Origin of the sequence: Streptomyces purpureus (assembly GCF_014648195.1) — a bacterium.
In the GTDB taxonomy this organism is placed as follows: Bacteria; Actinomycetota; Actinomycetes; order Streptomycetales; family Streptomycetaceae; genus Streptomyces; species Streptomyces purpureus.
In genome coordinates, this window is record NZ_BMQQ01000017.1 from 121,858 (window position 1) to 147,500 (window position 25,643).

The 25,643-nt window shown below is 71.1% G+C and carries 25 protein-coding genes; 6 read left to right on the top strand and 19 right to left on the bottom strand.

Features of this window, described 5'->3' with window-relative positions; all coding sequences use genetic code 11:
- Positions 1 to 124 precede the first annotated feature (124 nt).
- Positions 125 to 1,921, bottom strand: a complete 1,797-nt coding sequence (locus IEZ01_RS21745; protein ID WP_189203259.1) for an ABC transporter permease/substrate binding protein — start codon at positions 1,919 to 1,921, stop codon at positions 125 to 127.
- Positions 1,914 to 2,996 carry a quaternary amine ABC transporter ATP-binding protein gene (locus IEZ01_RS21750; RefSeq protein ID WP_019884964.1) on the bottom strand — a complete coding sequence of 361 codons (1,083 nt, stop codon included), beginning with the start codon at positions 2,994 to 2,996 and terminating at the stop codon, positions 1,914 to 1,916. The genes IEZ01_RS21745 and IEZ01_RS21750 overlap by 8 nt, the downstream gene beginning before the upstream one ends.
- 269 nt (positions 2,997 to 3,265) lie before the next feature.
- On the opposite strand from IEZ01_RS21750, the gene IEZ01_RS21755 reads away from it, so the two are divergent.
- A complete protein-coding gene (locus tag IEZ01_RS21755; protein ID WP_229833128.1) occupies positions 3,266 to 4,171 on the top strand; it encodes a 5'-3' exonuclease in 906 nt (301 codons plus the stop codon).
- A 139-nt stretch (positions 4,172 to 4,310) separates the two neighbouring features.
- Positions 4,311 to 5,156 carry a siderophore-interacting protein gene (locus IEZ01_RS21760; RefSeq protein ID WP_189203263.1) on the top strand — a complete coding sequence of 282 codons (846 nt, stop codon included), beginning with the start codon at positions 4,311 to 4,313 and terminating at the stop codon, positions 5,154 to 5,156.
- Positions 5,157 to 5,771: 615 nt separating this feature from the next.
- Here the strand turns inward: IEZ01_RS21760 and IEZ01_RS21765 are convergent.
- A complete protein-coding gene (locus IEZ01_RS21765; protein ID WP_019884968.1) occupies positions 5,772 to 6,476 on the bottom strand; it encodes a MerR family transcriptional regulator in 705 nt (234 codons plus the stop codon).
- Positions 6,477 to 6,580: 104 nt separating this feature from the next.
- On the opposite strand from IEZ01_RS21765, the gene IEZ01_RS21770 reads away from it, so the two are divergent.
- The 3 genes from IEZ01_RS21770 (at position 6,581) to IEZ01_RS21780 (ending at position 8,273) form a co-directional block, all read left to right on the top strand.
- Positions 6,581 to 7,576 (top strand): hypothetical protein, encoded by a 996-nt coding sequence (locus tag IEZ01_RS21770; RefSeq protein WP_229833123.1) that lies wholly within the window; start codon positions 6,581 to 6,583, stop codon positions 7,574 to 7,576.
- Positions 7,573 to 8,040, top strand: a complete 468-nt coding sequence (locus tag IEZ01_RS21775; RefSeq protein WP_189203265.1) for an ABA4-like family protein — start codon at positions 7,573 to 7,575, stop codon at positions 8,038 to 8,040. The genes IEZ01_RS21770 and IEZ01_RS21775 overlap by 4 nt, the downstream gene beginning before the upstream one ends.
- Positions 8,041 to 8,129: 89 nt before the next feature.
- The gene (locus tag IEZ01_RS21780; RefSeq protein ID WP_019884971.1) at positions 8,130 to 8,273 is read left to right on the top strand and encodes a hypothetical protein; all 144 of its coding nucleotides are present in this window, start codon (positions 8,130 to 8,132) and stop codon (positions 8,271 to 8,273) included.
- A gap of 163 nt (positions 8,274 to 8,436) precedes the next feature.
- On the opposite strand, the gene IEZ01_RS21785 is transcribed toward IEZ01_RS21780, so the two are convergent.
- From IEZ01_RS21785 to IEZ01_RS21840, 12 genes are all read right to left on the bottom strand, one after another.
- Positions 8,437 to 11,268, bottom strand: coding sequence for a DEAD/DEAH box helicase (locus IEZ01_RS21785; protein ID WP_028797336.1), 2,832 nt, complete (start codon positions 11,266 to 11,268; stop codon positions 8,437 to 8,439).
- Between the two features lie 62 nt (positions 11,269 to 11,330).
- A complete protein-coding gene (locus tag IEZ01_RS21790; protein ID WP_189203267.1) occupies positions 11,331 to 12,251 on the bottom strand; it encodes a diacylglycerol kinase in 921 nt (306 codons plus the stop codon).
- 18 nt (positions 12,252 to 12,269) lie between these two features.
- The gene (gene tatC / locus IEZ01_RS21795) at positions 12,270 to 13,229 is read right to left on the bottom strand and encodes a twin-arginine translocase subunit TatC (RefSeq protein WP_019884974.1); all 960 of its coding nucleotides are present in this window, start codon (positions 13,227 to 13,229) and stop codon (positions 12,270 to 12,272) included.
- 62 nt (positions 13,230 to 13,291) lie between these two features.
- A complete protein-coding gene (gene tatA / locus IEZ01_RS21800) occupies positions 13,292 to 13,573 on the bottom strand; it encodes a Sec-independent protein translocase subunit TatA (protein ID WP_019884975.1) in 282 nt (93 codons plus the stop codon).
- 218 nt (positions 13,574 to 13,791) lie between these two features.
- The gene (locus IEZ01_RS21805; RefSeq protein WP_019884976.1) at positions 13,792 to 13,989 is read right to left on the bottom strand and encodes a hypothetical protein; all 198 of its coding nucleotides are present in this window, start codon (positions 13,987 to 13,989) and stop codon (positions 13,792 to 13,794) included.
- A 19-nt stretch (positions 13,990 to 14,008) separates the two neighbouring features.
- Positions 14,009 to 14,284 carry a hypothetical protein gene (locus IEZ01_RS21810; protein ID WP_028797337.1) on the bottom strand — a complete coding sequence of 92 codons (276 nt, stop codon included), beginning with the start codon at positions 14,282 to 14,284 and terminating at the stop codon, positions 14,009 to 14,011.
- A gap of 97 nt (positions 14,285 to 14,381) precedes the next feature.
- Positions 14,382 to 15,350, bottom strand: a complete 969-nt coding sequence (locus tag IEZ01_RS21815; RefSeq protein ID WP_019884978.1) for a helix-turn-helix transcriptional regulator — start codon at positions 15,348 to 15,350, stop codon at positions 14,382 to 14,384.
- Positions 15,351 to 15,365: 15 nt separating this feature from the next.
- Entirely contained in the window at positions 15,366 to 16,322 is a 957-nt protein-coding gene (locus IEZ01_RS21820) for a helix-turn-helix transcriptional regulator (RefSeq protein ID WP_019884979.1), read from the bottom strand.
- Between the two features lie 158 nt (positions 16,323 to 16,480).
- Positions 16,481 to 16,852 carry an FKBP-type peptidyl-prolyl cis-trans isomerase gene (locus IEZ01_RS21825; RefSeq protein WP_189203269.1) on the bottom strand — a complete coding sequence of 124 codons (372 nt, stop codon included), beginning with the start codon at positions 16,850 to 16,852 and terminating at the stop codon, positions 16,481 to 16,483.
- Between the two features lie 41 nt (positions 16,853 to 16,893).
- Positions 16,894 to 17,826: an FKBP-type peptidyl-prolyl cis-trans isomerase gene (locus tag IEZ01_RS21830; protein WP_189203271.1), complete on the bottom strand. Its 933-nt coding sequence runs from the start codon at positions 17,824 to 17,826 to the stop codon at positions 16,894 to 16,896.
- Between the two features lie 109 nt (positions 17,827 to 17,935).
- Positions 17,936 to 19,297 carry a Pup--protein ligase gene (pafA, locus tag IEZ01_RS21835; protein WP_019884983.1) on the bottom strand — a complete coding sequence of 454 codons (1,362 nt, stop codon included), beginning with the start codon at positions 19,295 to 19,297 and terminating at the stop codon, positions 17,936 to 17,938.
- Between the two features lie 9 nt (positions 19,298 to 19,306).
- On the bottom strand, positions 19,307 to 20,596 hold the full coding sequence (locus IEZ01_RS21840; RefSeq protein WP_019884986.1) for an MFS transporter: 1,290 nt from the start codon (positions 20,594 to 20,596) through the stop codon (positions 19,307 to 19,309).
- Positions 20,597 to 20,732: 136 nt separating this feature from the next.
- Here IEZ01_RS21840 and IEZ01_RS21845 point away from each other — a divergent pair, with 136 nt between their 5' ends.
- The gene (locus IEZ01_RS21845; protein ID WP_189203273.1) at positions 20,733 to 21,752 is read left to right on the top strand and encodes a LacI family DNA-binding transcriptional regulator; all 1,020 of its coding nucleotides are present in this window, start codon (positions 20,733 to 20,735) and stop codon (positions 21,750 to 21,752) included.
- 75 nt (positions 21,753 to 21,827) lie between these two features.
- On the opposite strand, the gene prcA is transcribed toward IEZ01_RS21845, so the two are convergent.
- The 4 genes from prcA to dop form a co-directional block, all read right to left on the bottom strand.
- The gene (prcA, locus tag IEZ01_RS21850) at positions 21,828 to 22,610 is read right to left on the bottom strand and encodes a proteasome subunit alpha (protein WP_019884988.1); all 783 of its coding nucleotides are present in this window, start codon (positions 22,608 to 22,610) and stop codon (positions 21,828 to 21,830) included.
- A gap of 35 nt (positions 22,611 to 22,645) precedes the next feature.
- Positions 22,646 to 23,488: a proteasome subunit beta gene (prcB, locus tag IEZ01_RS21855; RefSeq protein ID WP_189203275.1), complete on the bottom strand. Its 843-nt coding sequence runs from the start codon at positions 23,486 to 23,488 to the stop codon at positions 22,646 to 22,648.
- Between the two features lie 168 nt (positions 23,489 to 23,656).
- Positions 23,657 to 23,875 (bottom strand): ubiquitin-like protein Pup, encoded by a 219-nt coding sequence (locus tag IEZ01_RS21860; protein WP_019884990.1) that lies wholly within the window; start codon positions 23,873 to 23,875, stop codon positions 23,657 to 23,659.
- A gap of 136 nt (positions 23,876 to 24,011) precedes the next feature.
- Positions 24,012 to 25,523 (bottom strand): depupylase/deamidase Dop, encoded by a 1,512-nt coding sequence (gene dop, locus IEZ01_RS21865; RefSeq protein WP_078513256.1) that lies wholly within the window; start codon positions 25,521 to 25,523, stop codon positions 24,012 to 24,014.
- Positions 25,524 to 25,643 lie beyond the last annotated feature (120 nt).

Genomic DNA, 25,643 nt, shown 5'->3' on the forward strand with positions numbered 1-25,643 from the left:
ACGGCCGCGTACTCGTCGGTCACCTCACCCTACGCAGCTTCTGGCCCGGGTTTTCGAGAACGGCGGAAGGGGCGGGCGGCACCGAGTGCCGCCCGCCCCTTCCGGAGAGGGTTCCGCCGCGGGTCTACAGCGGTGCCATCTTGTCCACCAGACCGGGGTTCTCCTGGAGCCAGGCGCGGACGGCCTGCTGCTCCTTGCCCTTGCCGGTCTGCTGGATCTTCGCCTCCAGGCCGGTGAGCTGTTCCTCGCTGAGGGTGAAGTCCTTGAGCCAGGCGCCGACCTTCGGGTGCTCGGCGGAGAAGCCCTTACGGGCCAGGGTGTGCACTCCGTCGCCCTTGCCCCAGGTGCCCTTGGGGTCCTTCAGCTTCTTCAGGTCGTACGTGGAGTACGCCCAGTGCGGGGACCAGAGGGTGACGACGACGGGCTCCTTCTTGGCGTACGCCCGCTTCAGCTCGGCGAGCATGCCGGGCGTGGAGCCGTCGATGACCTTGTACTCGCCTTCGAGGCCGTACTCCTTGAGGACCTTGTCCTTGAGGATGCCCATCATTCCGGCGCTGGGCTCGATGCCGACGACACGGTTCTTGAACTGTCCGCCCTTGCCCTTGAGGTCGTCGAGGGAGTCGACGTCCTTCATGTACGAGGGGACGCTCAGCTCCAGCGAGGTGGGGCCGTACCAGGAGCCGAGGTCCTCCAGCTTGTTCTGGTACTTCTTCCAGTACGTGGCGTGGGTGACCGGCAGCCAGGCGTCGGTCTGGACGTCGATCTGACCGCCGGCCATACCGGTGTAGAGCGCTCCGGCCTCGTACTGCTGGACGTCGACGCGGTAGCCGCGCCGCTCCAGCACCTCCTTCCAGAGGAAGGTGGAGGCGATGCCCTCGTCCCAGGGGATGTAGCCCAGCGAGATCTTCTTGCCGTGGCCGACGTCGTCGGCGCCCTTGGTCCCGGCGGCGGGCGCGCCGCCGAGGACGCCCATGCCGCCCGCGACGAGCGCGAGGACGGCCACGCCGACGACGGCGACGACGGGCTGCGGGCGGTGGTTCCACAGCTGGGGCCGGCGGGTCAGGGAGCGGGCCTTGGCGAGGGCGCGGCGGCCCAGCGGGGAGACCTGGCGGCCGAGCGCGCCGGTGATCCGGTCCAGGTACATGGCGAGGACGACGATGGAGACGCCGGCCTCGAAGCCGAGGCCGATGTCGACGTTGCCGATGGCGCGGTAGACGGCGCCGCCGAGGCCGCCGCCGCCGACCATGCCGGCGATGACCACCATGGAGAGACCGAGCATGATCACCTGATTGATGCCGGCCATGATCGTCGGCAGCGCGAGCGGCAGCTGCACCCGCAGCAGGGTGTTGCGCGGGGTGGTGCCGAACGCCTCGGCGGCCTCGACGAGTTCGCCGTCGACCTGACGGATGCCCAGTTCGGTCATGCGGACGCCGGGTGGCAGCGCGAAGACGATGGTGGCGATGATGCCGGGGACCACGCCGACGCCGAAGAAGATGATGCCGGGGATCAGGTAGACCATGGCGGGCATGGTCTGCATGAAGTCCAGGACCGGCCGGACCACGGCGCTGACGGTCTTGGAGCGGGAGGCCCAGACACCGAGCGGGACCGCGACGACGAGGGTGACGAGCGTCGCGACGAGGACGAGCGACAGCGTCGACATGGCCTCGTCCCACAGCGCGACGGAGTCGATGAGCGCGAAACCGGCGAAGGCGAGCAGGCCCGCGGCCAGTCCGCGCAGCCACCAGGCGACGACGGCGAGGATGCCGGCGAAGAGCAGCGGCTCGGGCGCGGAGAGGACGGCGTCGATGGCGTCGTACAGACCGGTGACGACGGCGCTGATGGCGTCGAAGAGCCAGGAGAGGTGGGACTGGAGCCAGTCGACGCCGTGGTCGACCCAGTCGCCGAGGGTGAGCCTAGGCATGGGCCACCTCCTTCTCGGTCTGCGGACCTGGCCGGTCGCAGGCCGTGGGCGGTCGCTGCTCGTCGCCGATGAAGCCGATCAGCCGGGACTGCGGTACGACTCCGACGAGCGTGCCGCGGTCGTCCTTGACGGCGACGGGGTGCGGCACGCGCGCGCTGACCGCGCACACCTCGGCCACCGGCGTGCCGGGGGCGACCGACTCGCAGCCGCAGTCACCGGCGCCGGGCCGGAGCGGCGCGGTCATGACGGCCTCGGCGGTGAGCACGCGGGTGCGGTCGACGTCCTGGATGAAGGAGGCGACGTAGTCGTTGGCGGGGCGGACCAGGATGTCCTCGGCGGTACCGAGCTGGACTATCCGGCCGTCGCGCATGACGGCGATGGAGTCGCCCAGGCGCATGGCCTCGTTGAGGTCGTGGGTGATGAAGACGATCGTCTTCTTGAGCCGCTTCTGGAGCTCCAGGAGCTGGTCCTGCATGTCACGGCGGATCAGCGGGTCGAGGGCGCTGAACGACTCGTCCATCAGGAGCAGGTCGGCGTCGGTGGCGAGCGCGCGGGCCAGGCCCACACGCTGCTGCATACCGCCGGAGAGCTCGTCGGGCCAGGACTTCTCCCAGCCGGCCAGGCCGCACAGCTCCAGCGCCTCGGCGGCGCGGCGCTCCCGCTCGGACCGGGACACGCCCTGGACCTCCAGGCCGTAGGCGGCGTTCTCGAGCACGCTGCGGTGGGGGAAGAGGGCGAAGTGCTGGAAGACCATGCTGATCTTGTTGGCGCGGACGGCACGCAGCTCGCGGGGGCTGAGCGCGGTGAGGTCCTGACCGTCGAAGAGGACGCGTCCGGCGGTCGGTTCGAGCAGGCCGTTCAGCATGCGCAGCAGGGTGGACTTGCCGGACCCCGACAGACCCATGACGACGAAGATCTGGCCCGGTTCGACGGTGAACGAGGCGTCGATCACCGCGGCGGTGGTCCCGTCGGCGCGCAGCTCGTCGCGGCCGATGCCGCCGTTGAGTTTGCCGACGGCTTCGTCGGGTCGTCTGCCGAACACCTTGAACAGGTGGTCGGCCTGGAGCCTGGACACATGCACCTCACGCGTAGAAACGAAAACGGCCCTCGCCGCTCTGGGACTTCGTCCTGGGGACCCCCACCCCCGCAGCCGGGCCGTGGAGCGGGACGGGTTCTGCCCGTGACTGCCCGGCACACCGCCTTCCCCACGGGAAATCCGGTGCCGGGCCCACTCCGGGCCCGCGCCTGCCCGGGGTTCGGACGGCGAAACGCAAAGGTGACGCAGATCACCGGCGGTGACTGTCAGTGGGGTGCGGCATCATCTGGGATGTGACGCGACGCCTGATGCTCCTCGACACCGCTTCCCTCTACTTCCGTGCCTATTTCGGGGTCCCGGACTCGGTCCGCGCGCCGGACGGCACTCCGGTCAACGCCGTGCGCGGGCTGCTGGACTTCATCGCCCGGCTCGTCCAGGACCACCACCCGGACGACCTGGTGGCTTGCATGGACGCCGACTGGCGGCCGCACTGGCGGGTGGAGCTGATCCCGTCGTACAAGGCGCACCGGGTGGCGGTGGAGACCCCGGCGGGCCCGGACGTGGAGGAGATCCCCGACACGCTCTCGCCGCAGGTGCCGGTGATCGAGGAGGTGCTCGACGCGCTGGGGATCGCCCGGGTGGGGGTCGCGGGGTACGAGGCGGACGACATCATCGGCACGCTCACGGGGCTGGCGGCGGGCCCGGTCGACATCGTCACGGGCGACCGCGATCTGTACCAGCTGGTGGACGACGCACGCGGGGTGCGGGTGCTGTATCCGCTCAAGGGCGTCGGAACGCTCCAGGCGACGGACGAGGCGTGGCTGCGCGACAAGTACGGGGTCGACGGCCCGGGGTACGCGGATCTGGCGCTGCTGCGCGGCGACCCGAGCGACGGCCTGCCGGGGGTGCCGGGGATCGGCGAGAAGACGGCCGCGAAGCTGCTGGAGGCCTTCGGCGACCTGGCGGGGATCATGGCCGCGGTGGACGACCCGAAGGCGAAGCTGACGCCGTCCCAGCGCAAGCGGCTGGACGAGGCGCGGCCGTACGTGGCGGTGGCACCGAAGGTGGTACGGGTGGCGGCGGACGCGCCGCTGCCCGACTTCGACCCCGCGCTGCCGACGGCGCCGCGCGATCCGGCGGCGCTGGAGAAGCTGGCGCAGCGGTGGGGGCTGGGCGGGGCGGTGCAGCGGCTGCTGACGACGCTGGAGCGGTGACGGTTGGCGGGGGCGGACGCGGGGGCGGGGCTCGCGCACTCCCCTGGGTGAATCCGGATGAAAGCGGTCGACCGTGAAACTCCCGGCGCGAAGTGTTAGCTTAGGCAAGCCTAAGTGACCACAGTCAGGGGAGAGCGCCGTGGCAGATCAGCCGGCCCGTAAGGCACCGCAGGCCCGCGAGGCGCGCGTGGTGCGCACGGAGCGGATCACCCCGCACATGGTGCGGGTGGTCCTCGGGGGTGAGGGGCTGGCGACCTTCGGTGCCGGCGAGTTCACCGACCACTACGTCAAGCTGCTCTTCGCGGCGGAGGGGGTCAGCTACCCCGAGCCGTTCGACATGGAGCGGATCCGCACGGAGTTCCCCCGCGACCAGTGGCCCACCACCCGTACGTACACGGTGCGGGCCTGGGACGCCCTGCACCGCGAGCTGACCATCGACTTCGTCGTCCACGGCGACGAGGGCCTGGCCGGCCCCTGGGCCGCAAAGGCCCAGCCGGGCGACGTGATCCGCTTCCTCGGCCCCGGCGGCGGCTACACCCCCGACCCGCACGCCGACTGGCACCTCCTCGCGGGCGACGAGAGCGCGCTCCCCGCGATCGCGGTGGCGCTGGAACGCCTGCCGGAGGGCGCGCTGGTCCACGCCTTCGTGGAGGTGGCGGGCCCGGAGGAGGAGCAGAAACTCCGCACGGCCGCGGGCATCACCCCCACCTGGCTCCACCGCGGCGCCCGCCCGCCCGGCGAGGCCCTCCTCGCCGCGGTCCGCGCCCTGGGCTTCCCCCCGGGCGACGTCCACGCCTTCGTCCACGGCGAGGCCGGCGTGGTGAAGGACCTCCGCCGCCACCTCCGCCTGGAACGCGAGGTCCCGCGCGACCGCCTGTCGATCTCGGGCTACTGGCGCCTGGGCCAGACGGACGAGGCCTGGCGCGCGGTGAAGCGCGAATGGAACGACCAGGTGGAACGCGAACAGGAGACGCCGAGCGCCTGAGGCGGCGGGCGGGGGCCGCTGGCGGGCGGCCGGGGTCGCCCCCGGACGAGGAGCCGCGTGCGGGCCGGGGCAGCTTCTGGGGCCGCCCCCAAATCCGAGGCGGCGAGCTTCTCCCGGACGGGAGCCGCGGCGGCGGCCGCTGCCCTGGGCCGGGGCCGGCTTCAGGCGCGGCCGACGCTTCTCCGCACGGGCCCCCGCGGTGCGTTGCCGCAGGCGGGCGACTGCCGATGGTCCGGGAGCCGCATCGCAGGCGTCCCGGACGGGAGCCGCGGCACGGCCGCTGCCCTGGGCCGGGGCCGGCTTCAGGCGCGGCGGCAGGCCGGAGGCAGCCCCCGCCCGAGGCGGCGAGCTCCCTCGGCCAAAGAGCCGCGTGAGGCCGCCGGCCGGTCGGGACCGACCCCGCCCCAGGCGGCAGGCCTACCGGACGAGGAGCCGTGGCACGGTCGCTGCCCCGATCCGCGGCTGCCGCGTCACGGCCGACGCTTCTCCGCACGGGCCGCGCCGCGCGTCGCACGCCCGCCTTTGGCTGCGGCCTTCCCCCGCCCCGGGTCGGTGACCGCCGCCACCGCACCCCCGTGCCGGCCCGGCGGGCGTGAGCCGGCGGGCCCCCCGACCTCAGCCGGGTCGGCCGGCCGTGTCCGCGTCGGGGCCCGGGGCCGGGGGCGCCCCCTCCGGCCCGGGGGAGGCCTCCGTAAGCGTGCCGAAGAGGCGGGCCGAGGCGTCGATGTGGGCGAGTCTGCGCAGGGCGCCGAAGATGGCGTCGCCGAGGACCGTGCCGATGACCGTGCTCTCCACCAGGTCCTCCCGGGCCACGCTGTGGGCGACGTACGCGAGGTCCGCGTCCGCGACGCGTTCGGCCGCGTCCGCGTACGTGTCCAGGACCGTCGTGAACTCCGCGTGCCCGACTTCCGCGAGCGCCGCCAGCGCCACCGCCAGCGCCTCCCCCGCCTGACCGCCCGCCGCCGCACGCCACCCGCGCCGCTCGATCAGCTGCTCGACCGCCGCGCGCGACGCGGCGATCCCCGGCCCCGGCTCGTCGGTGTACCGGGGCACGACCCGGTTCGCGGCGGCCCCCAGCATCTCGTGCACCGGACGCTCGCGGTCGTCGATCGCGGCCAGCACCTCCCTGATGCCCGCCACCGACAGCCCCCCGATGTCGATCAGGGCCCGGATCAACTTCAGGCGGCGTTCGTGCGTCGCGTCGTACGAGGCCTGGTTCGGGCTCGTCAACTGCCCGGCCGGCAGCAGCCCTTCCCGTACGTAGTACTTGATCGTCGGGACCGAGACCCCGGTCCTGCGACTCAACTCGCCGATACGCACGCCGCGTTCACCTTCCTGTTCTTGCAAACCCGCCCCCCATCATAGATAGTCCCACTATCAGATAGCGGTAAGCGCCGCTATCCATTCGCTTTCGGGGGTGCTCCATGTCCACTGCCGGACCTCTGTCGTCCTGGCACCGGCCGCTCGTCTGGTTCGCCGGCTCAATGGTCGTGATGACGTTCGTCTCGATCGGGGGGCTGATCGTCGACGACCGTGTGCTGACCGGCGCGCCGATCTGGTTCAAGCCGTTGAAGTTCTCGGTCTCCTTCGTCGCGTACGCGCTCTCACTCGCCTGGATGCTGTCCCTGCTCACCCGTGCCCGCCGCGTCGGCTGGTGGGCGGGCACGGTCGTGGTCGTCGCGAGCGCCGTCGAGATGGTCCTCATCACCACGCAGGTCTTCCGGGGCAAGCGCAGCCACTTCAACGTCGCCACCCCGTTCGACTCCGCGATCTTCAACGCCATGGGCATCACCGTCGCCGTGCTGTGGGGCGGTGCGCTGGTCATCGCGATCCTGCTCTTCCGGGCCCGGATCGCGGACCGGGCCTCGGCGTGGGCCGTACGCCTCGGCGCGGTCATCGCCCTCGCGGGCGCGGGCGTCGGGTTCCTGATGACGCAGCCGACGCCGGAGCAGCGCGCGGCGGGCGGCCGCGACGGCTCGGACTTCGTCGGCGCGCACAGCGTCGGCGTGGCCGACGGCGGGCCGTCCATGCCCCTCACCGGCTGGTCGACGACCGGCGGCGACCTGCGGATCGGCCACTTCGTCGGCATGCACGCCCTGCAGGCCCTGCCGCTGGTCCTGCTGCTCCTGGCCGCGCTGGCGCCGCGCTTCACCCGGCTGCGCGACGACCGCGTCCGCACGCGCATGACGCTGCTGGCGGCGGGGACGTACGCGGCGCTCTTCCTGCTGGTCACATGGCAGGCGCTGCGCGGCCAGTCCCTGATCCACCCGGACGCGCCGACCCTCACCACACTGGCGCTGATCCTGGCCGGTGCGGCGGCGGCGAGCTGGGCGTCGGTGGCCGTACGGGGCCGGCCGCCGGTCGACACGGCCACGGCCCCCGCCACCAACTCCGGCACCAAGACAGGGGTATCGGCATGACGAGCTTCCTCTTCGACCTCGCCTTCTGGCTCGCCGCGCCGTTCTGGCTACTGATGATCTCCGCCCCACGCTGGCCCTGGACCCTGCGCGTCGCCGCCTCGCCACTGACCGTCCTGCCGATCCTCGCCGTCTATCTCGCCCTGGCGATACCGGTGTTCCCGGAGCTGTGGGCAGCGGTGAGCCGCCCGTCGCTCGAAGGCTTCCGCGACCTGACGGCACACGCGGACGGCGCGGGCGCGGTCTGGGCACAGGTCATCGCCTGGGATCTGCTGCTGGGCCAGTGGATGTTCCTCGAGTCCCGGCGCCTCGGCCTCTCCCCCCTGCTGATGGGCCCCCTGCTGCTCCTCACCATCCTCCTCTCCCCCGTCGGCCTGCTGCTCTTCCTCGCGGTACGGGCCACGGCGGCCCGGACGGCGGCCCGACCAGGCGCAACCGACCGCCCCTCACCCGCGCGGAGCACCTGAACCTCTCGCACCGGCCTGCGCTGTGAATACCTGGGGAGCGGGCGTACGCACCCTGCCGCGCCCCCGATCGGCGAAGGTGAGGAGCCGTCATGGCGAAGAAGAGCGCCAAGGAGCGGGCCGAGGAAGAGCGGCGGAAGTTGCAGGACGAGAAGCGGGCGGCGGAGGTGCAGGAGGAGAGGGCCGCCGAGCAGGCGGAGGATGAGCCGCCGGAGCCCGGGAGCCGGGGATCGTAGACCGTCTCCCGGAGAGTGACCGTCGGCGCACGGGGAAGGGCCCCGCGGAACATGTCGTCCGCGGGGCCCTCTCGTGTGCAGGCGTACGGCTGCCGTCACAGAAGGGCCCCGCAGAACGTGTCGTCCGCGGGGCCCTCTCGTGTGCGGGCGTACGCGGCTGGCGTCAGCCGACGGAGCTGTAAGCGACGACGCCCCTGAGCAGCGCGTCGACCGCCTTGCGGGCGTTCTTGGCGACGGTGCTGTTCTCGCGGGGCGCGGCGGCCGCGATCTGGCCGAGGACGTCGATGACTTGCTTGCACCACCGTACGAAGTCGCCCGCGGGCATCTCCGCTTCGCGGAGCACCTCGTCGAGCCCCTTGTCGGAGGCCCACTGGTACGCGGCCCAGGCGAAACCGAGGTCCGGCTCGCGCTGGCCCACACCCTCCGCCTGGTTGATCTTGAACTCTTCCTCGAGCGCGTCGAGGCGGCCCCAGATCCGCACCATCTCGCCGAGGGCCGCCTTGGCGGCGCCTGAGGGCAGCTTGGGCGCGACCGCGTCGTCGGCCTGGCGCGCCTCGAAGACGAGCGCCGAGACGCAGGCGGCCAGTTCGGCCGGGTTCAGCCCCTCCCAGACGCCGTCCCGGAGGCATTCGCTGGCCAGCAGGTCGAGTTCGCCGTACAGCCGGGCAAGGCGCTTGCCGTGCTCGGTGACGGTGTCCTCGCGCAGGTAGTCGAGCTCGGTCAGGAGCGCGACGATCCGGTCGAAGGTCCGGGCGATCGTGTTCGTACGGCCTTCGATGCGCCGCTCCAGCTGACGGGTGTCGCGCTGGAGGCGGTGGTAGCGCTCGGCCCAACGGGCGTGGTCCTCCCGCTCGTCGCAGCCATGGCAGGGGTGCGCGCGGAGTGCGGCGCGCAGCCGGGCGATGTCGCGGTCGTCGGCGGCGGCCGAACGCTCCTTGCGGTGGTGCCGGTCGGGCACGATGTGCCCGGCCTTGGTCCGCAGGGCGGAGGCGAGGTCCCGACGGGACTGCGGCGAGCGCGGGTTGAAGGACTTGGGGATCCGCATCCGTTCCAACGCCTCGACCGGGATCGGGAAGTCGATCGAGGCGAGCCGCTTCACCTGCCGCTCGGCGGTGAGGACCAGCGGGCGCGGGCCGTCGTGCTGCTCGAAGCCGCGGTGGCCGTTGGTACGTCCGGCGGGGAGCCCTGGGTCGAGGACCAGGGCGAGGCCGGCGAACTTGCCCGTGGGCACGTGAATGACGTCGCCGGGCTTGAGCTTCTCCAGGGAGCTCGCGGCGGCGGCACGCCGCTGCGCGGCGCCCTGCTTGGCGAGTTCGGTCTCGCGGTCCTTCAGGTCGCGGCGCAGGCGCGCGTACTCCTCGAAGTCGCCGAGGTGGCACGTCATGCCCTCGCGGTAGCCCTCCAGGCCCTCTTCGTTGCGCTGGACCTGCCGGGAGATACCGACGACGGACCGGTCGGCCTGGAACTGCGCGAAGGACGTCTCCAGCAGCTCGCGGGAGCGGTGGCGCCCGAACTGCTCCGTGAGATTGACGGCCATGTTGTAGGACGGCTTGAAGCTGGAGCGCAGCGGGTACGTGCGGGTGCCGGCGAGTCCGCCGAGGTGGCCCGGGTCCAGCCCACGCTGCCACAGGACGACGGCGTGTCCCTCGACGTCGATGCCCCGGCGGCCGGCGCGGCCGGTGAGCTGGGTGTACTCGCCGGGGGTGATGTCGGCGTGCTGCTCGCCGTTCCACTTGACGAGCTTTTCCAGGACGACCGAGCGGGCCGGCATGTTGATGCCGAGCGCGAGGGTCTCGGTGGCGAACACGGCCTTGACCAGGCCCCGGACGAAGAGCTCCTCGACAACTTCCTTGAACGTGGGGAGCATGCCGGCGTGGTGGGCGGCGATACCCCGCTCGAGCCCTTCGAGCCATTCGTAGTAGCCGAGGACATGGAGGTCCTCGCTGGGGATGGACGCCGTGCGTTCCTCGACGATGTCGCGGACCTTCTGGCGCGCCTCGTCGTCGTTCAGCCGCAGCCCGGCGTACAGGCACTGCTGTACGGCGGCCTCGCAGCCGGCGCGGCTGAAGATGAACGTGATCGCGGGCAGGAGGCCTTCGGCGTCGAGCCGCTCGATGACTTCGGGGCGTCCCGGGGTCCAGATCCGGGAGCGCTGGCGGCGCTCGCGCTCACGGTCGGCCTCGCGCACCATCTTGCCCCGGCGCCGGTCGCGGGGGTTGTACGTGCGCTGGTTCTCCATCCGGGCGAGGCGGACCAGGTCGGGGTTGACCTCGCGGCGGCCCACGCCACGGCCGCCGTGATCGGTCTCCTCCTCGAAGAGGTCGTACATCCGGCGTCCGGCGAGGACGTGCTGCCACAGCGGCACGGGCCGGGACTCGGAGACGATGACCTCGGTATCGCCGCGGACGGTGTCGAGCCAGTCGCCGAACTCCTCGGCGTTGGAGACGGTCGCGGAGAGTGACACAAGGGTCACGGACTCGGGGAGGTGGATGATCACTTCCTCCCAGACGGCGCCGCGGAAGCGGTCCGAGAGGTAGTGGACCTCGTCCATGACGACATAGCCGAGGCCGGAGAGCGTCTGGGACCCCGCGTAGAGCATGTTGCGGAGGACCTCGGTGGTCATGACGATGATCGGGGCATCGCCGTTGACGCTGTTGTCACCGGTGAGGAGGCCGACCTTCTGCGGGCCGTAGCGCCTGACCAGGTCGGCGTACTTCTGGTTGGATAGCGCCTTGATGGGCGTGGTGTAGAAGCATTTGCGCCCCTGGCTGAGCGCGAGATGGACGGCGAATTCGCCGACGATGGTCTTGCCGGAACCGGTGGGGGCCGCGACGAGCACGCCCTTGCCCGCCTCGAGGGCCTGGCAAGCCTCGATCTGGAAGGGGTCCAGACCGAACTCGTACATCTCGCGGAAGGGGGCGAGCGCAGTGGCCTGCTCGGCGGCGCGAGCCCGGGCGGCTGCGTACGCCTCGGCTGGTGTGAGGTCCTCTGTCATCTTGTTGTCGAGCCTACCCGGCACCTCTGACAGTGGGCTCGATCTTTAATTGTCCGATGGTGTTACCGGCCGGGGCCTGGGCGTTCGGCGGGATCCGGGGCGAGGACGCGGACGGCCGCGGGGACGCAGACGGCGGTGAGCGGCAGGGGTCCGAGCGGCTCTCCGTCGGCGTATCCGGTGGTGTCGGGGGCGGCCAGGGTGACGCGTGCGGCACGGTGGACCGTGACCTTGGGGTGGCTGAGGTGGGTGCCGCGGTAGACGCGCGGGAAGACCTTGAGCAGCGTGGTGCGTGAGCAGTCGCCGACGACCGTGATGTCGAAGAGGCCGTCGTCCAGGGCGGCGTCGGCGCAGATCCGCATGCCGCCGCCGTAGGAGGTGCCGTTGCCGACGGCGACGAGGGTGGCCTCGATCTCCCGCTCGGTGCCGTCGTCGAGGGTGAGGCGGTACGGGACGGGCCGGAATGCGGCGAGCTCCGCGATCATGGCGAGGTCGTACTTCATCCGGCCGGCGGGCAGGCGCATGCGGTTGCCCCGGTCGTTGACGCGGGAGTCGAAGCCGGAGGCGAGGACGGTGCCGAACCAGCGCTCGCCGACCCGGCCGAGGTCCACCTCGCGTATCAACCCGCTCTTGAGCGCGTCGGCGGCCAGGCGTGCGGCCTGCGCGGGCGCGCGTACGGGCAGGCCGAGGGCGCGGGCGAAGTCGTTGCCGGTGCCGACGGCGATCACGCCGAGCGGGGTGTCCGTACCGGCGACGGCTTGGAGCGCGAGCGAGACCAGTCCGTCGCCGCCGACGGCGACGAGGGCGCCGGTTCCCTCGCCGACGGCTTCGCGGGCCCGGCGCAGGGCGTCTTCGGCATCGGCGCCGAGGACGGTACGTACGGAGTACCCGGCGTCCCGGAGCGCACGCGCGGCCGGCTGCGCGGCGTGCGCGCCCCGGCCGCGTCCCGCGGTGGGATTGACGAAGAGGGTGATCTCGCTGGTCACCCGCCGGACCTTACAAGGTCAGGTGATGTCGTCGTAACCGTTGACGCGGTGCGTACGGCCGCCGTCGGCCTCGCCGGTGGCCTGCTCGGGCAGGGCCCGGGCGGAGGGGACGGTTTCGATCTCACCGAGGGCGGAGGGGGTGAGGTCGACCTCCGAGGCCTCGTCGTCGTCGAGCTCCGCGTCGGGGTCGTTACGTCGGCGGCGCCGGTCGTTCAGGATCGAGATGCCGACGGCGATGAAGTAGAGGACGATGATCGGACCGGCGAGGGCGATCATGCCGAGCGGGTCGGTCGACGGGGTGGCGATGGCGCCGAAGACGAAGATGCCCATGACGACCCCGCGCCACCAGCCGGCCATGCGCTTGCCGGTGACGATGCCCGCGAAGTTGAGCATGATCAGCAACAGCGGGAGCTCGAAGGCGAGACCGAAGACCAGCACCATGCGGGTGGTGAAGTCCAGGACGTCGTCAAGGGAGAGGAAGTTCGACGCGACGTCCGGGGTGATGCTGATGAGGACCTTCACGCTGACCGGCATGATCAGGTACGCGAGGTAGGCGCCGGCCAGGAAGAGCGGCACGGCGACGCTGGCGAAGTAGTACGTGTACTTCTTCTCGCTCTTGTGGAGGCCGGGCGCGATGAACGCCCACAGCTGGTAGAGCCAGATCGGGCAGGACGCCATGACGCCCGCGAGGAGGATCACCTTGATGGTCGAGGTGAACGGCGAGAGCATCGTCTGGTAGGCGATGATCACGCACGTGCCGCCTGTGTTGTCCTCGATGCCGGTACCGGGAGGGCACTTCGGTACGGGCGACGCGAGGAAGTCCATCAGCTGCTGGCTGTAGAAGGCAGCGACGATCGACGCGACGGTGATCGCCAGCATGGCCTTCGCCAGGCGGTTGCGAAGCTCACGCAGATGGTCCGCGAGAGGCATCCGCCCCTCGGGATCCTTCGCCTTCTTGCTGCGGGCAGGCTTGAGCAACCCACGTCCTCATCTCGTGCGGCAGGCCGCGGTCGGCGGCCTTGGGGGCAGCGTCCTCTGGATCAGCGCTGGGTGGTCGTGTCGGTCGGCTCGGTCACCGGACGCGCGCTGGTGACGTCGCCGGGCGCGGCCTTGATGGTGCGCGCGGCCGGAGGCTGCTCGGCCGGCGGGTCGGTCGGGGCGGTCTGCTGGCCCTCCGACTTCATCGCCTTCGCCTCGCTCTTGAGGATGCGGGCGGACTTGCCGAGCGAACGGGCCATCTCCGGCAGCTTCTTGGCGCCGAACAGCAGGACGACGACGAGCAGGATGAGAATGATCTCCATGGGGCCGATCTGATGGAACATAAGTGTTGTCTACCTTCTCACCGAGGCGGCATGGGGCTGGGCGGGTGGCCGTCGCGCGGACTGGTGTCCGAACCCCGGCCGTCAGCGATCGTAACGTGCATGGGTAAACGCTCGGCAATCCCTGTGCATACTCACGCTTTCTACGGCAGGTGTGCCTCAATCACCCACCGCGACCAGCAGCGTACCCCCCGGCTCGGACAGCGAGGCGAGTGCGCCGGTCAGCGCAGCGCCTGGCCGGTCCGGGTCAGATCGGTGGCCGCGCGCTCCAGGTCCTCGGCGGCCTGATGGATGCGCTCGGTGGTGTGAGCCACTTGACGGCCGAGGCGCTGGGCCTCCAGGAAGACCCTGATGCCGAGGAGGCCGAGGACGGCGATGCCGAGGAAGCCGAGGGCGATGGCGAGCATGGGCCAGAACATGCGGTGAGCCTAGGGGGTGTCAGGCGGTGGACGGGGACGTGGAGTGCAGACGCAGGGTGCGTACGCCGCCGCCGGTCAGCAGCTCGACGATGCGTTCACCGGCCGGCTTGCGGACGGCGCTGCCGCACTCGGGGCAGGTGAAGGAGTAGAAGGTGGTACGGCTGCTGCCGCCGATGGCCAGGCGCAGGGCGCTCGCTGAGAGCTCGAAGCGGCAGCGGCAGTCGGGACAGGAGGCTTTGAAGAGGACGGGCCCTACGGTCGCCGGAATCCCCACCATCCCTGACATCGCGGACATGTCCCTCAACTCTCTCACCTCGGTGTGCTCGGTCGTCTCCGGTCCGGCCTGCTCGTTCGGGTCCGGCGGGGCGGCGCGGCCCCGCCGGTGCGGTACGTCAGTCCTGTCCGTCGTAGGCGGCCAGGGCCTCGGCCGCCGCCTGCCGGGCGCTGTCCGCCAGGTCCTGCGGGGCGACGATCCGGCCGTCCCGGCCGAGCCGCAGCGCGAGGCGCCGCAGCGAGGCGGGAGCGGGGGTCCGCAGGGTGATGCGCAGACCACCGTCCGGGAGCTCCTCGGCGCTGTCGTGCGGGTAGTACTCGGCGACCCAGCGTCCGCCGGGTCCCACCTCCACCACGACCTCCGGGTCCTCGGCGGAGGGCTGGACCAGCCCCTCCGAGAGGTCCCGCAGCTCGATCTCGGGCGGCGCGGAGGGGTCGTCGAGGATCCGGATCTCGGCGACCCGGTCGAGGCGGAAGGTGCGCCGGGCCTCGGAGAGGCGGCACCAGGCCTCCATGTACGTGTGGCCGACGGCGAACAGCCGGATCGGGTCGACCTCGCGCTCGGTGAGCTCGTCGCGCGCCGGCGAGTAGTAGCGCAGCCAGAGCCGGCGGCGCTCCGAGATGGCACGGTCGACCTCGGCGAAGACACCGCCCTCGGACTCGAAGGTGACCGAGAGCCGGGAGCTGGCCCCGGCGACCTCGCCGGCCGCGGTCTCCAGCTTGGCGGTGGCCCGCAGCAGCGCGTCGCGGTCGCCCTCGCGCAGTCCGGGCAGGGTGGCGACGGCGCGCGCGGCGACGAGCAGCGCGGTGGCCTCGTCGGCGGCGAGCCGCAGCGGCTCGGCAGCTTCCGCGCCGAGGGCGCCTGGGTTCCGCCACCAGATCCGGTCGCCGTCGGTGTCGATGTCCAGCAGGTCGCCGCCGCGGAAGCTGGTCCCGCACATGGGCAGCACGTCGAGGTCGGAGATCAGCTCGTCCTCGCTGATCCCGAAGGCCCGGGCGACGTCCTGCACATGGGCGCCGGGGCGCTCACGGAGGTAGGTCACCAGGGACAGCATGCGCCGGGTCTGGTCGATCGCGTTCGCGGCCATCGCTTCTTCGTCCCCTCAGCCCTTGGCGACGGCGCGCAGCCGGTCCACCACGTCGGCCCGCAGATCCGCGGGCTCCACCACGACGACGTCCGGACCGAACTCGACGAGCCAGGCGTCCAGTCCGTGTCCGTACGGGATCTCCAGCTCGTCCCAGCCGTCGCCACACTCCCGTACGGACAGGGCGCGGGCGCGCAGCGGGTAGCCGCAGCCGGTACGTAGCCGGATGACGGCCGACCGGGTCGCCGTCTCACCGGCCCACCTCTCCACGGTCTCCCGCACGGTCGACACGTCGGGTACGGGCGCGGTGAAGGCGCCGGCCCGGGAGCGGACCTTGCCGGTGATGCGGGAGAGGCGGAAGACCCGCTCGGCGCCGCGGTCGCGGTCCCAGCCGGCGAGGTACCAGTGGCCGCGCCAGCACTCCAGCGTCCAGGGTTCGACCTGCCGGGTCTCGGGCCGGGCGGCGTTCGACTTGCGGTAGTCGAAGACGACGGGGCGGCGGTCGCGGCAGGCGAGCATCAGTGGCTCGAAGGCGCTCTCGTGGACCGGGATGCGCGGTTCGAGGGCGCTGTGCCGGTCGTCGTAGGCGTCCTCCGCCTCCGGCATACCGGCGGCGCGGAGCTTCTGCAGCGCGCCGCTGGCGGCTCCCGCGAGGCGGGCCTGCTGCCAGACCTTGGCGGCGAGCCCGAGGGCGGCGGCCTCCTCGGCGTCCAGGGTGATGGGCGGCAGCCGGTTGGAGTCGCGGCGGGCGAGGTAGCCGGTGTCGCCGTCCAGGTTCTCGACGGTCTCGATGATCAGGCCCAGCTCGCGGAGGTCATCCTTGTCCCGCTCGAACATCCTGTTGAAGGAGTCGTCGGACCCGGCCTCCAGGTAGGCCTCGATGGACCCACGGAGCTCACGCTTGCTCAGCGGGCGCCGGGTTCCCAGCAGGCACAGCGCCAGATTCATCAGCCGCTCGGCCTTGGCAATCGCCATCGACGCCCTGCACCTCTTCTGATGGAGTCACTTGCCCGATGACCGTACCGCCCCGGGGTGTCGTGGGAAAAGCCGAGGGCCCGCACCGGCAGGCACGGGCCCTCACGACGACCGTTTCCGGTCGTCTTCTTCGGTTGTCGTACGACCTGATCGGCCGGTCAGACGGCGACGAGGTCGCAGACGAAGATCAGGGTCTCGCCCGGGGCGATCTTGCCGCCGGCGCCACGGTCGCCGTAGGCGAGGTGGGCGGGGATGATCAGCTGGCGGCGGCCGCCGACCTTCATGCCCTGGACACCCTGGTCCCAGCCCTTGATGACCTGGCCGACACCGAGCTGGAACTCCAGCGGCGTACCGCGGTTCCAGGAGGAGTCGAACTCCTCACCGGTGGAGAAGGACACACCCACGTAGTGGACCTTCACGAAGTCGCCCGCCTTGGCGACCGGTCCGTCGCCCTCCCAGAGGTCCTTGATCTCCAGGTCCTTCGGCGGCTCGCCACCCGGGAAGTCGACCTCGGGCTTGTCGATGCTCACGAAAACTGCTCCTCAAACTGATGAACGGGCAGGGGACAGTCTTACATCTTCGCCAGGATGTCGACGGCGAACACCAGGGTCGAGTTCTTCGGGATGCCCTGCTGCTCCTTGTCGCCGAAGGCATCGGCGGGCGGGGCCACGATCAGGACCCGGCTGCCGACCTTCTTGCCCACGATCCCGTCCTTGAGGCCCTTGAGGGTGACCTGCGCCAGCGGGAAGTTCGCGGTCTTGCCCGTGTCGTAGGTGGAGTCGAACTTCTTGCCGTCCTTCCACAGCGTCGCGACGTAGTTCACGACGACCGTGTCGGTGGCCTTGACGACCTCACCCTTGGACTCCAGGACGTAGCTGGAGACGAGCTTGGCCGGCGGGTCGGTCTTGGGGACGGTGACCGTCGGGGCCTTGCCGTCGGTGTTGGTGCCGACCTTCGGCAGGTCGATGTTGTCCTGGGCGACCGGGGTGCCCGTGGCGGACTTGGGGATCGTGGTCGCCTTGAGGATGTCCACGACGAAGACGAGGGTGGCGTTGGGCTTGATGTCGCCCTGACCCTGCGCTCCGTAGCCGAGCTCCGGCGGAATGCCGATCTCGACACGACTGCCGACCTTCTGGCCCTCCAGGCCCTGGTCCCAGCCCTTGATGACCTGTCCGGCGCCGAGCGTCAGATCGAACGGCTGCTTGCGGTCGAAGCTGTTGTCGAACGGCTTGTCCGAGTCCCAGGCCTGACCGTAGTAGTTGACCTGGACGGCATCGCCCTTCTTGGTGACCGCGCCGTCGCCCTCACTGATGACGTTGACCTTGAGTTCCTTGGGCGGGTCGCCCTCGCCCTTGGCGAGGGTGGGCTTCTCTCCGAACTTCTCCCCCGCCGTGATGGCGGGCAGTCCGTTCTTCGTCGAGGCGGAATCGGAGCCCTCGTCACCGCAGGCCACTGCCGACAGCAGCAGCAGTGGGACGACGAGAAGGCCGGCAAGTCGGCGCACGTGTTCCTCAGATCTCAGACGGCACATTGGTTGCCCGACACTCTAGGGCGTGCCAAGGGCCCCGCACGAGAAACGTACGGGGCCCGGGTCACGTTCCGAGGAGGTGTCCCTACATTCCGGCGATCAGCTTTTCGACCCGGTCGTCGACCGACCTGAAGGGGTCCTTGCACAGCACGGTCCGCTGCGCCTGGTCGTTGAGCTTGAGGTGCACCCAGTCGACGGTGAAGTCCCGGCGCTGTTCCTGGGCCCGCCGGATGAAGTCGCCGCGCAGCCGCGCCCTGGTGGTCTGCGGGGGCACCGACTTGCCCTCGAAGATCTTGAGGTCGTTGCAGATCCGGGCGGCCTGACCCTTGCGTTCGAGGAGGTAGTAGAGCCCCCGGCGGCGGTGGATGTCGTGGTACGCGAGGTCTATCTGGGCGACCCGCGGATGCGACATGGTCATGTTGTTCTTGGCCCGGTACCGGTCGATGAGCTTGTACTTCATGACCCAGTCGATCTCGGTGTCGATCCGGTCGAGGTCCTCGGCCTCGATGGCGTCGAGCGTGCGGCCCCAGAGCTCCAGGACCTGGGCGACGGTGCCGCTGCGGATGCCGCGGCGGTCGACGAAGTCCACGGCCTTGTCGAAGTACTCGCGCTGGACCTCCAGGGCGGATGCCTCGCGGCCGCTGGCCAGGCGCACCTTGCGCTGTCCGGTGATGTCATGGCTGACCTCGCGGATCGCCCGGATCGGGTTCTCCAGCGTCAGGTCGCGCATGACCGTGCCCGCCTCGATCATGCGCAGGACGAGGTCGGTGGCGCCGACCTTGAGCAGCATGGTCGTCTCGGACATGTTCGAGTCGCCGACGATGACGTGCAGCCGGCGGTACCGCTCGGCGTCGGCGTGCGGTTCGTCACGAGTGTTGATGATGGGGCGCGAGCGGGTGGTGGCGGAGCTGACGCCTTCCCAGATGTGCTCGGCGCGCTGGCTGACGCAGTAGACGGCGCCGCGCGGGGTCTGCAGCACCTTTCCGGCGCCGCAGATCAGCTGACGGGTGACCAGGAACGGAATGAGGATGTCCGCGAGCCGGGAGAACTCTCCGTGGCGGGCGACGAGGTAGTTCTCGTGGCAGCCGTAGGAGTTTCCCGCCGAGTCGGTGTTGTTCTTGAAGAGATAGACGTCGCCGGCGATTCCCTCCTCGTGCAGGCGGCGTTCTGCGTCGACGAGCAGGCCTTCGAGAATGCGCTCGCCGGCCTTGTCGTGGGTGACCAGTTCGGTCACGTTGTCGCATTCGGGTGTGGCATATTCCGGATGCGATCCCACGTCGAGGTAGAGGCGGGCGCCGTTCCGCAGGAAGACATTGCTGCTGCGGCCCCATGACACGACACGGCGGAAGAGGTAGCGCGCCACTTCGTCAGGAGACAGTCGGCGCTGTCCCCTGAACGTGCACGTGACGCCGTACTCGTTCTCCAGCCCGAAAATGCGGCGGTCCATGTCTGAACATTACGCCTGATGGCCTGAGCTGAAACCGGGTTCGACTGCACCGTTTCGATCATTTTCCGATGAGCTCGTGATGACTTCGGCGTGTCGCGTGGTGGGGGCGGGGGCCGTGAGGACCCGCCCGGTGGCGAGAAGGACCAGCAGGGCCGCCGCTCCGCCCGCCGCGGCGACGGCGAAACCGGCCGTGGTTCCGGAGAGTTCCACGGCGGGTCCGGCGGCGGCCGTGCCGACCGCGGCGCCGACCCCGAAGGTGGTGACGAGCCAGGAGAACGCCTCGGTGACGGTCCCCCGCGGGGCGTGCCGGTCCACGACGATGAACGCGCAGGCGAGCGCGGGGGCGAGGAACACCCCGGCGAGGGCGGAGAGCGCCGTCATGGCGGGCACGCCGGGGGTCAGCAGGAGCGGCAGATAACCGAGGGCCAGCAGCGCGGTGATGACACGCAGTCGGCGCTCGGGCGCTCCCGCCCACTGCCGGGCGCCGTAGAGGGCTCCGCCGACCAGTGCTCCGAGGCCGAGGGCGGCCATGAGCCAGCCGTAGACGGAGTCCTGGCCGTGGTCGTCGGCGTACGCGACGGCAGCGACGGTGATGGAGCCCAGCGCGAGGCCGACGAAGAAGAACGAACCGAGCAGGGCGAGGAGCCCGGGTGAGCGCAGGGCCCCCAGCCAGTGGGCCTCGCGCGGGGCCGAGCGCCACGCGCGCGAGGGCGCGGAGAGGACCACGGACAGGGCGCCGAGGACCCCGACGGCGTTGACGACGAGCAGGGCGGCGGCCGGCGAGTGCAGCGCCACCAGCAGGGTCACCAGCAACGGGCCGACGGTGAACATGACTTCCTGGGCTATGGCGTCCATCGCGTACGCCCGGTGGACCCGGTCCTCCCGGCCGAGGACGCCGGGCCACAGGGCGCGCAGGCCCCCTTCGAGGGGCGGGGTGAACAGTCCCGCGACGACGACCGCGAGGTAGGCGAGCGCGAGCGGCTGGACGCCCACGACGGCGAGCAGGACCGCGCCGAGGGCCGAGACCACGGCGGCGGGGAGCTGGACGCGCGGCTGGCCGTACAGGTCGACGGCGCGGCCGAGCAGGGGCTGGCCGATCGCGTTGGCCACCCCGTAGGCGGCGGCGAGGCCGCCGGCGAGGCTGTAGCTGCCGCCTTCGGCGCGGGTGAAGAGCACGATCGCGATGGGCGCGGTCGCGTTGGGGAGGCGGCCCACCAGCGTCCCGGCGAGGAGCCGGGCGGCGTGCGGTGCCCTGAGGATGTCGAGATATCCCCCGCTGCCCTTGGCCTCGGTGGCCATGTGCGGCTCCTCCCCCCTCGGCGTCCGGCCAAGGTGTTACGTATAACGTCTGGTCTCCCATACGTACCATGGCGACAGCCCGCCGGTCCACCCCCGGTCCACTGCGCGGGCGGGACCGTCGATCGCGGAGGCGTGTGTGCAGACCCCGGAACCCCGTGGCGGGACCCGGCCGACCAGCCGGGACGTCGCCCGTGCCGCAGGGGTCTCGCAGGCCACGGTGTCGCTGGTGCTCGGCGACAAGTGGCGCGGGCGGGTCTCGGAGCGGACCGCGGCCCTGGTCCGGGACGCGGCGGGGCGGCTCGGGTACCGGCCCAATCTGGCCGCCCGTAATCTCCGGCTCGGCCGGACCAGGACCGCGCTGCTGGTCGTCCCGGCGCTCACCAACGAGTTCTTCGCGCGGGTGTACACAGGCGCGGCGACGGTGGCCGCCCGGCACGGCTTCGGCGTCGTGCTCTACCCCTCCCCCGAGGGGGTCGGGCCGGCCAGGGACCCCTTCGCGTCGGCCAGGGCCGCGCTGGACGGGGTCATCGCCTCGTCGATGGCGGCGGAGGCGCTGGACGCGATCCGGGGCAGCGATCTGCCGCTGGTGATGCTGGACAGCGATCCGGCCGACCCGTCGGCGGCGGCCCGGGTCAACCTCGATGTCGCCGACGGCATGCGGCAGGTGACGGCGCATCTGCTGGCGCTCGGCCACCGCCGCTTCACGCATCTCGCCTCGGCCGTGCCGTCCTGGACCTTCGACGTACGCGCCGCGGCGCTGGCCGACGCGCTGCGGGGGGTGTCCGTACGGACCGTACGGGCGCCGCTGGACGTGCACGGCGCCCGGGAGGCGGCCGAGCGGGCGCTGACCGCGCCGGGCCCCCGGCCCACAGCCCTGATCTGCGACGACGACATCCTGGCGGCGGGTGCGTGCAAGGCGGTACGGCGCCTGGGGCTGAGGATCCCCGAGGACGTGTCGGTCACCGGGTTCGACGATCTGGCGCTGGCGACGGCGGTCGAACCGGAGCTGACGACGGTCCGGCTGCCCGCCGAGCGCATCGGCGAACGGGGCATGGAGGCCCTCCTCGCCGTCCTGGAGGGCCGTCCGGCGCACTCCGGGGACCTTCCGGTCACCCTGGTGCCCCGAGGCTCCTCAGGGCCCCCGCCGGCGCCCTGAGGACACGGCACCGGCCCCGGGCCGTCCGCGGCGTGCGGGCGGCCCGGGGCCGGTGCCGGAATCGCTCTGGTGCGGCTACTCCGCGGCCGTCCCCGGAGTGTCCTCGCCGGTCTCGGGGGCCTCGTCGGAGGGCGCGTCCGTCGGGGTCGAGGGGGCGCCGTCCGCCTCGAGCAGCCGGGCCAGCTGGCGGCCGACGATGCGCTTGAACTTGCGCTGCTGGGGACGGGTGCGGTCCAGGACCGCCACCTCCAGACGCTCGGCGGGGATCTCCCGCTCCGTGCCGTTGGTGTCCCGGGACAGCGCCTGCACGGCCAGCTTCAGCGCCTCGGCGAGCGACATGCCGTCGCGGTGCCGCTGGTCGAGGAAGCTGCCGATCTGCTCGGCGTTGCCGCCGACCGCGACCGAGCCGTGCTCGTCCACGATCGACCCGTCGTGCGGCAGCCGGTAGATCTGGTCGCCCTCCGGCGCGACGCCGACCTCGGCGACCACGAGCTCCACCTCGTAGGGCTTCTCCCCCGCGCTGGAGAAGATCGTGCCCAGCGTCTGGGCGTAGACGTTGGCGAGGCCCCGGGCGGTGACGTCGTCGCGGTCGTAGGTGTATCCGCGCAGGTCGGCGTAGCGCACGCCGCCGATGCGGAGGTTCTCGTACTCGTTGTACTTGCCGGCGGCCGCGAAGCCGATCCGGTCGTAGATCTCGCTGAACTTGTGCAGCGCGCGGGACGGGTTCTCGCCGACGAAGACGATGCCGTCGGCGTACTGCAGCACGACCAGGCTGCGTCCACGGGCGATGCCCTTGCGGGCGTACTCCGCCCGGTCGGCCATGGCCTGCTGGGGTGAGACATAGAACGGCGTCGACACCGGCTATCCGTCCCTTTCTGTCATGGAGGAGAACATCAGAGCAGCGCGGCGCGCGGGCCGTCCGGCTGTTCGAGACGGCGTTCCAGGATCGAGCGGGCGATGTCGGAGGACTCGGCCTCGGTGAGCCGGCGGAAGCCCTCGTCCGTGATGACCGTGACGATGGGGTAGATCCTGCGGGCCACGTCCGGGCCGCCGGTCGCCGAGTCGTCGTCGGCCGCGTCGTACAGCGCCTGGACGACGAGGGTGGTCGCCTGCTGTTCCGTCAGATCGTCGCGGTAGAGCTTCTTCATGGCTCCGCGGGCGAAGATCGAGCCCGAGCCCGTCGCGGCGTAGCCGTGCTCCTCGGAGCGGCCGCCGGTCACGTCGTAGGAGAAGATGCGGCCCTTCTCGCGGTCCACGTCCCAGCCCGCGAAGAGCGGGACGACGGCGAGGCCCTGCATGGCCATGCCCAGATTGCTGCGGATCATCGTGGAGAGCCGGTTGGCCTTGCCCTCCAGGGAGAGCTGGGTGCCTTCGACCTTCTCGAAGTGCTCCAGCTCCAGCTGGAAGAGCTTGACCATCTCCACGGCGAGGCCGGCGGTTCCGGCGATGCCCACGGCCGAGTACTCGTCGGCCGGGAAGACCTTCTCGATGTCGCGCTGCGCGATCATGTTGCCCATGGTCGCCCGGCGGTCACCGGCGAGCACCACGCCGCCGGGGAAGGTCGTGGCGACGATGGTGGTGCCGTGCGGCGCCTCGATTGCGCCCTGGACGGGCAGCGTCCGCCGGCCCGGCAGCAGCTCGGGCGAGTGCTCGCCAAGGAAGTCCAGGAACGAGGACGAGCCCGGCGTCAGGAAGGCTGCCGGCAGACGCCCGGTGCTACGAGGGTTGGCTTCCACGCGTTTCCTTCCGGATGGGAGAGGCGGCCCGCCGGTCGGAGGCCGGGCCGATCTTGCGTACTGTGCACGGACATTACCCGTACCGCCGCCGGTCATCCGCCCCGGAGCCCACGGCTTTCGCCGCGGCCCGGGGCGGACAACTGGGAATCCCCCGGCGAACTTTGGGGGTTACTCGCCGCCCTTTTGCACGAAGGAGCGCACGAAGTCCTCCGCGTTCTCCTCCAGGACGTCGTCGATCTCGTCGAGTACGGAGTCGACGTCGTCCGAGAGCTTCTCCTGCCGCTCCTTGAGGTCCTCGGATGCCTGCGCTTCCTGCGCCTGCTCCTCGACCTCCTCGGTCGAACGCGTCGACTTCTGCTGTCCGCCGCCGGTGTCCTTGGTCGCCATGTCCCTCACCCCGCTCGAATCGGCCCGCTCGGTTGGGTCTGTCAAGATCAGACCCTACAAGGCGGGTCTGACATCGGCCCCGCAGTTACCTCAAGAACCGGGGGGCCACCCCCATGATTCCCGCTGGAAGGCCCTTTCAGCCGCCGGAGAGCACGCGGACCAGCTCCTCCGCCGTGCGGCAGCGGTCCAGCAGCTCCTTGACGTGGTTCCTGGTGCCCCGCAGTGGCTCCAGGGTGGGCACCCGCTGCAGTGAGTCACGACCGGGCAGGTCGAAGATGACCGAGTCCCACGAGGCCGCGGCCACGTCGTCGGCGTACTGCTCCAGGCACCGGCCCCGGAAATAGGCCCTGGTGTCCTCCGGAGGCTTCGTCTCGGCCCTCTCGACGGCGGTCTCGTCCAGGAGGCGCTTCATCTTCCCGCGGGCCACCAGACGGTTGTACAGCCCCTTCTCGGGCCGTACGTCGGCGTACTGGAGGTCCACCAGGTGCAGCCGGGCCGCGTCCCAGTCCAGGGCGTCCCGGCGGCGGTAGCCCTCCATGAGCTCCCGCTTGGCGAGCCAGTCCAGCTCCCCGGACAGGCTCATCGGATCGTTCTCGAGCCGGTTGAGGGTGTCCTCCCAGCGGACCAGGATGTCCTTGGTCTGTTCGTCGGCGTCCGCGCCGAAGCGCTCCTCGACGTACTTCCGGCCGAGCTCGAAGTACTCCATCTGGAGCTGCACAGCGGTGAGTGTCCGGCCGCTGCGGAGCGTGATCAGATGCTGGAGCTCCGGGTCGTGGGAGACCTCGTGCAGGGTGCGTACGGGCTGGTCCACGGCCAGGTCGACGTTGATGAAGTCGTCCTCGATCATGGACAGCACCAGCGCCGTCGTGCCGAGCTTCAGGTAGGTCGAGATCTCGGAGAGATTGGCGTCGCCGATGATCACGTGGAGCCGGCGGTACTTCTCGGCGTCCGCGTGCGGCTCGTCGCGGGTGTTGATGATGGGGCGCTTGAGGGTCGTCTCCAGACCGACCTCGACCTCGAAATAGTCCGCCCGCTGACTGATCTGGAAGCCGTGCTCCCGGCCGTCCTGGCCGATGCCGACCCGGCCGGCACCGGTGACGACCTGGCGCGAGACGAAGAACGGGGTCAGGTGGCGCACGATGTCCGAGAAGGGGGTCTCCCGCTTCATCAGGTAGTTCTCGTGCGTCCCGTAGGAGGCGCCCTTGTTGTCGGTGTTGTTCTTGTAGAGGTGGATCGGCTGGGCCCCGGGCAGCTGGGCGGCCCGCTCGGCCGCCTCCGCCATGATCCGCTCGCCGGCCTTGTCCCAGAGGACGGCGTCACGCGGATTGGTGACCTCGGGGGCGCTGTACTCGGGGTGCGCGTGGTCGACGTAGAGCCGGGCACCGTTCGTGAGAATCACATTGGCCAGGCCGATGTCCTCGTCGGTGAGCTGGCTGGAGTCGGCGGCCTCGCGGGCGAGGTCGAAGCCGCGGGCGTCCCGCAGCGGATTCTCCTCCTCGAAGTCCCAGCGGGCGCGGCGCGCCCGGTGCATCGCCGCCGCGTACGCGTTGACGATCTGGGACGAGGTGAGCATGGCATTGGCGTTCGGATGGCCCGGGACGGAGATGCCGTACTCCGTCTCGATGCCCATTACTCGCCGTACGGTCATGCGGCCCTCCTTGCCCGGCGGCGCTCCCGTTCGGGAACGGCGCTCAAGTACCGCTGCTTCTCCGGTGCGTGTGCGGTGCCCGTCCCCGCACTGCGCGACCCGTCGGTACCGAAGAGCCTA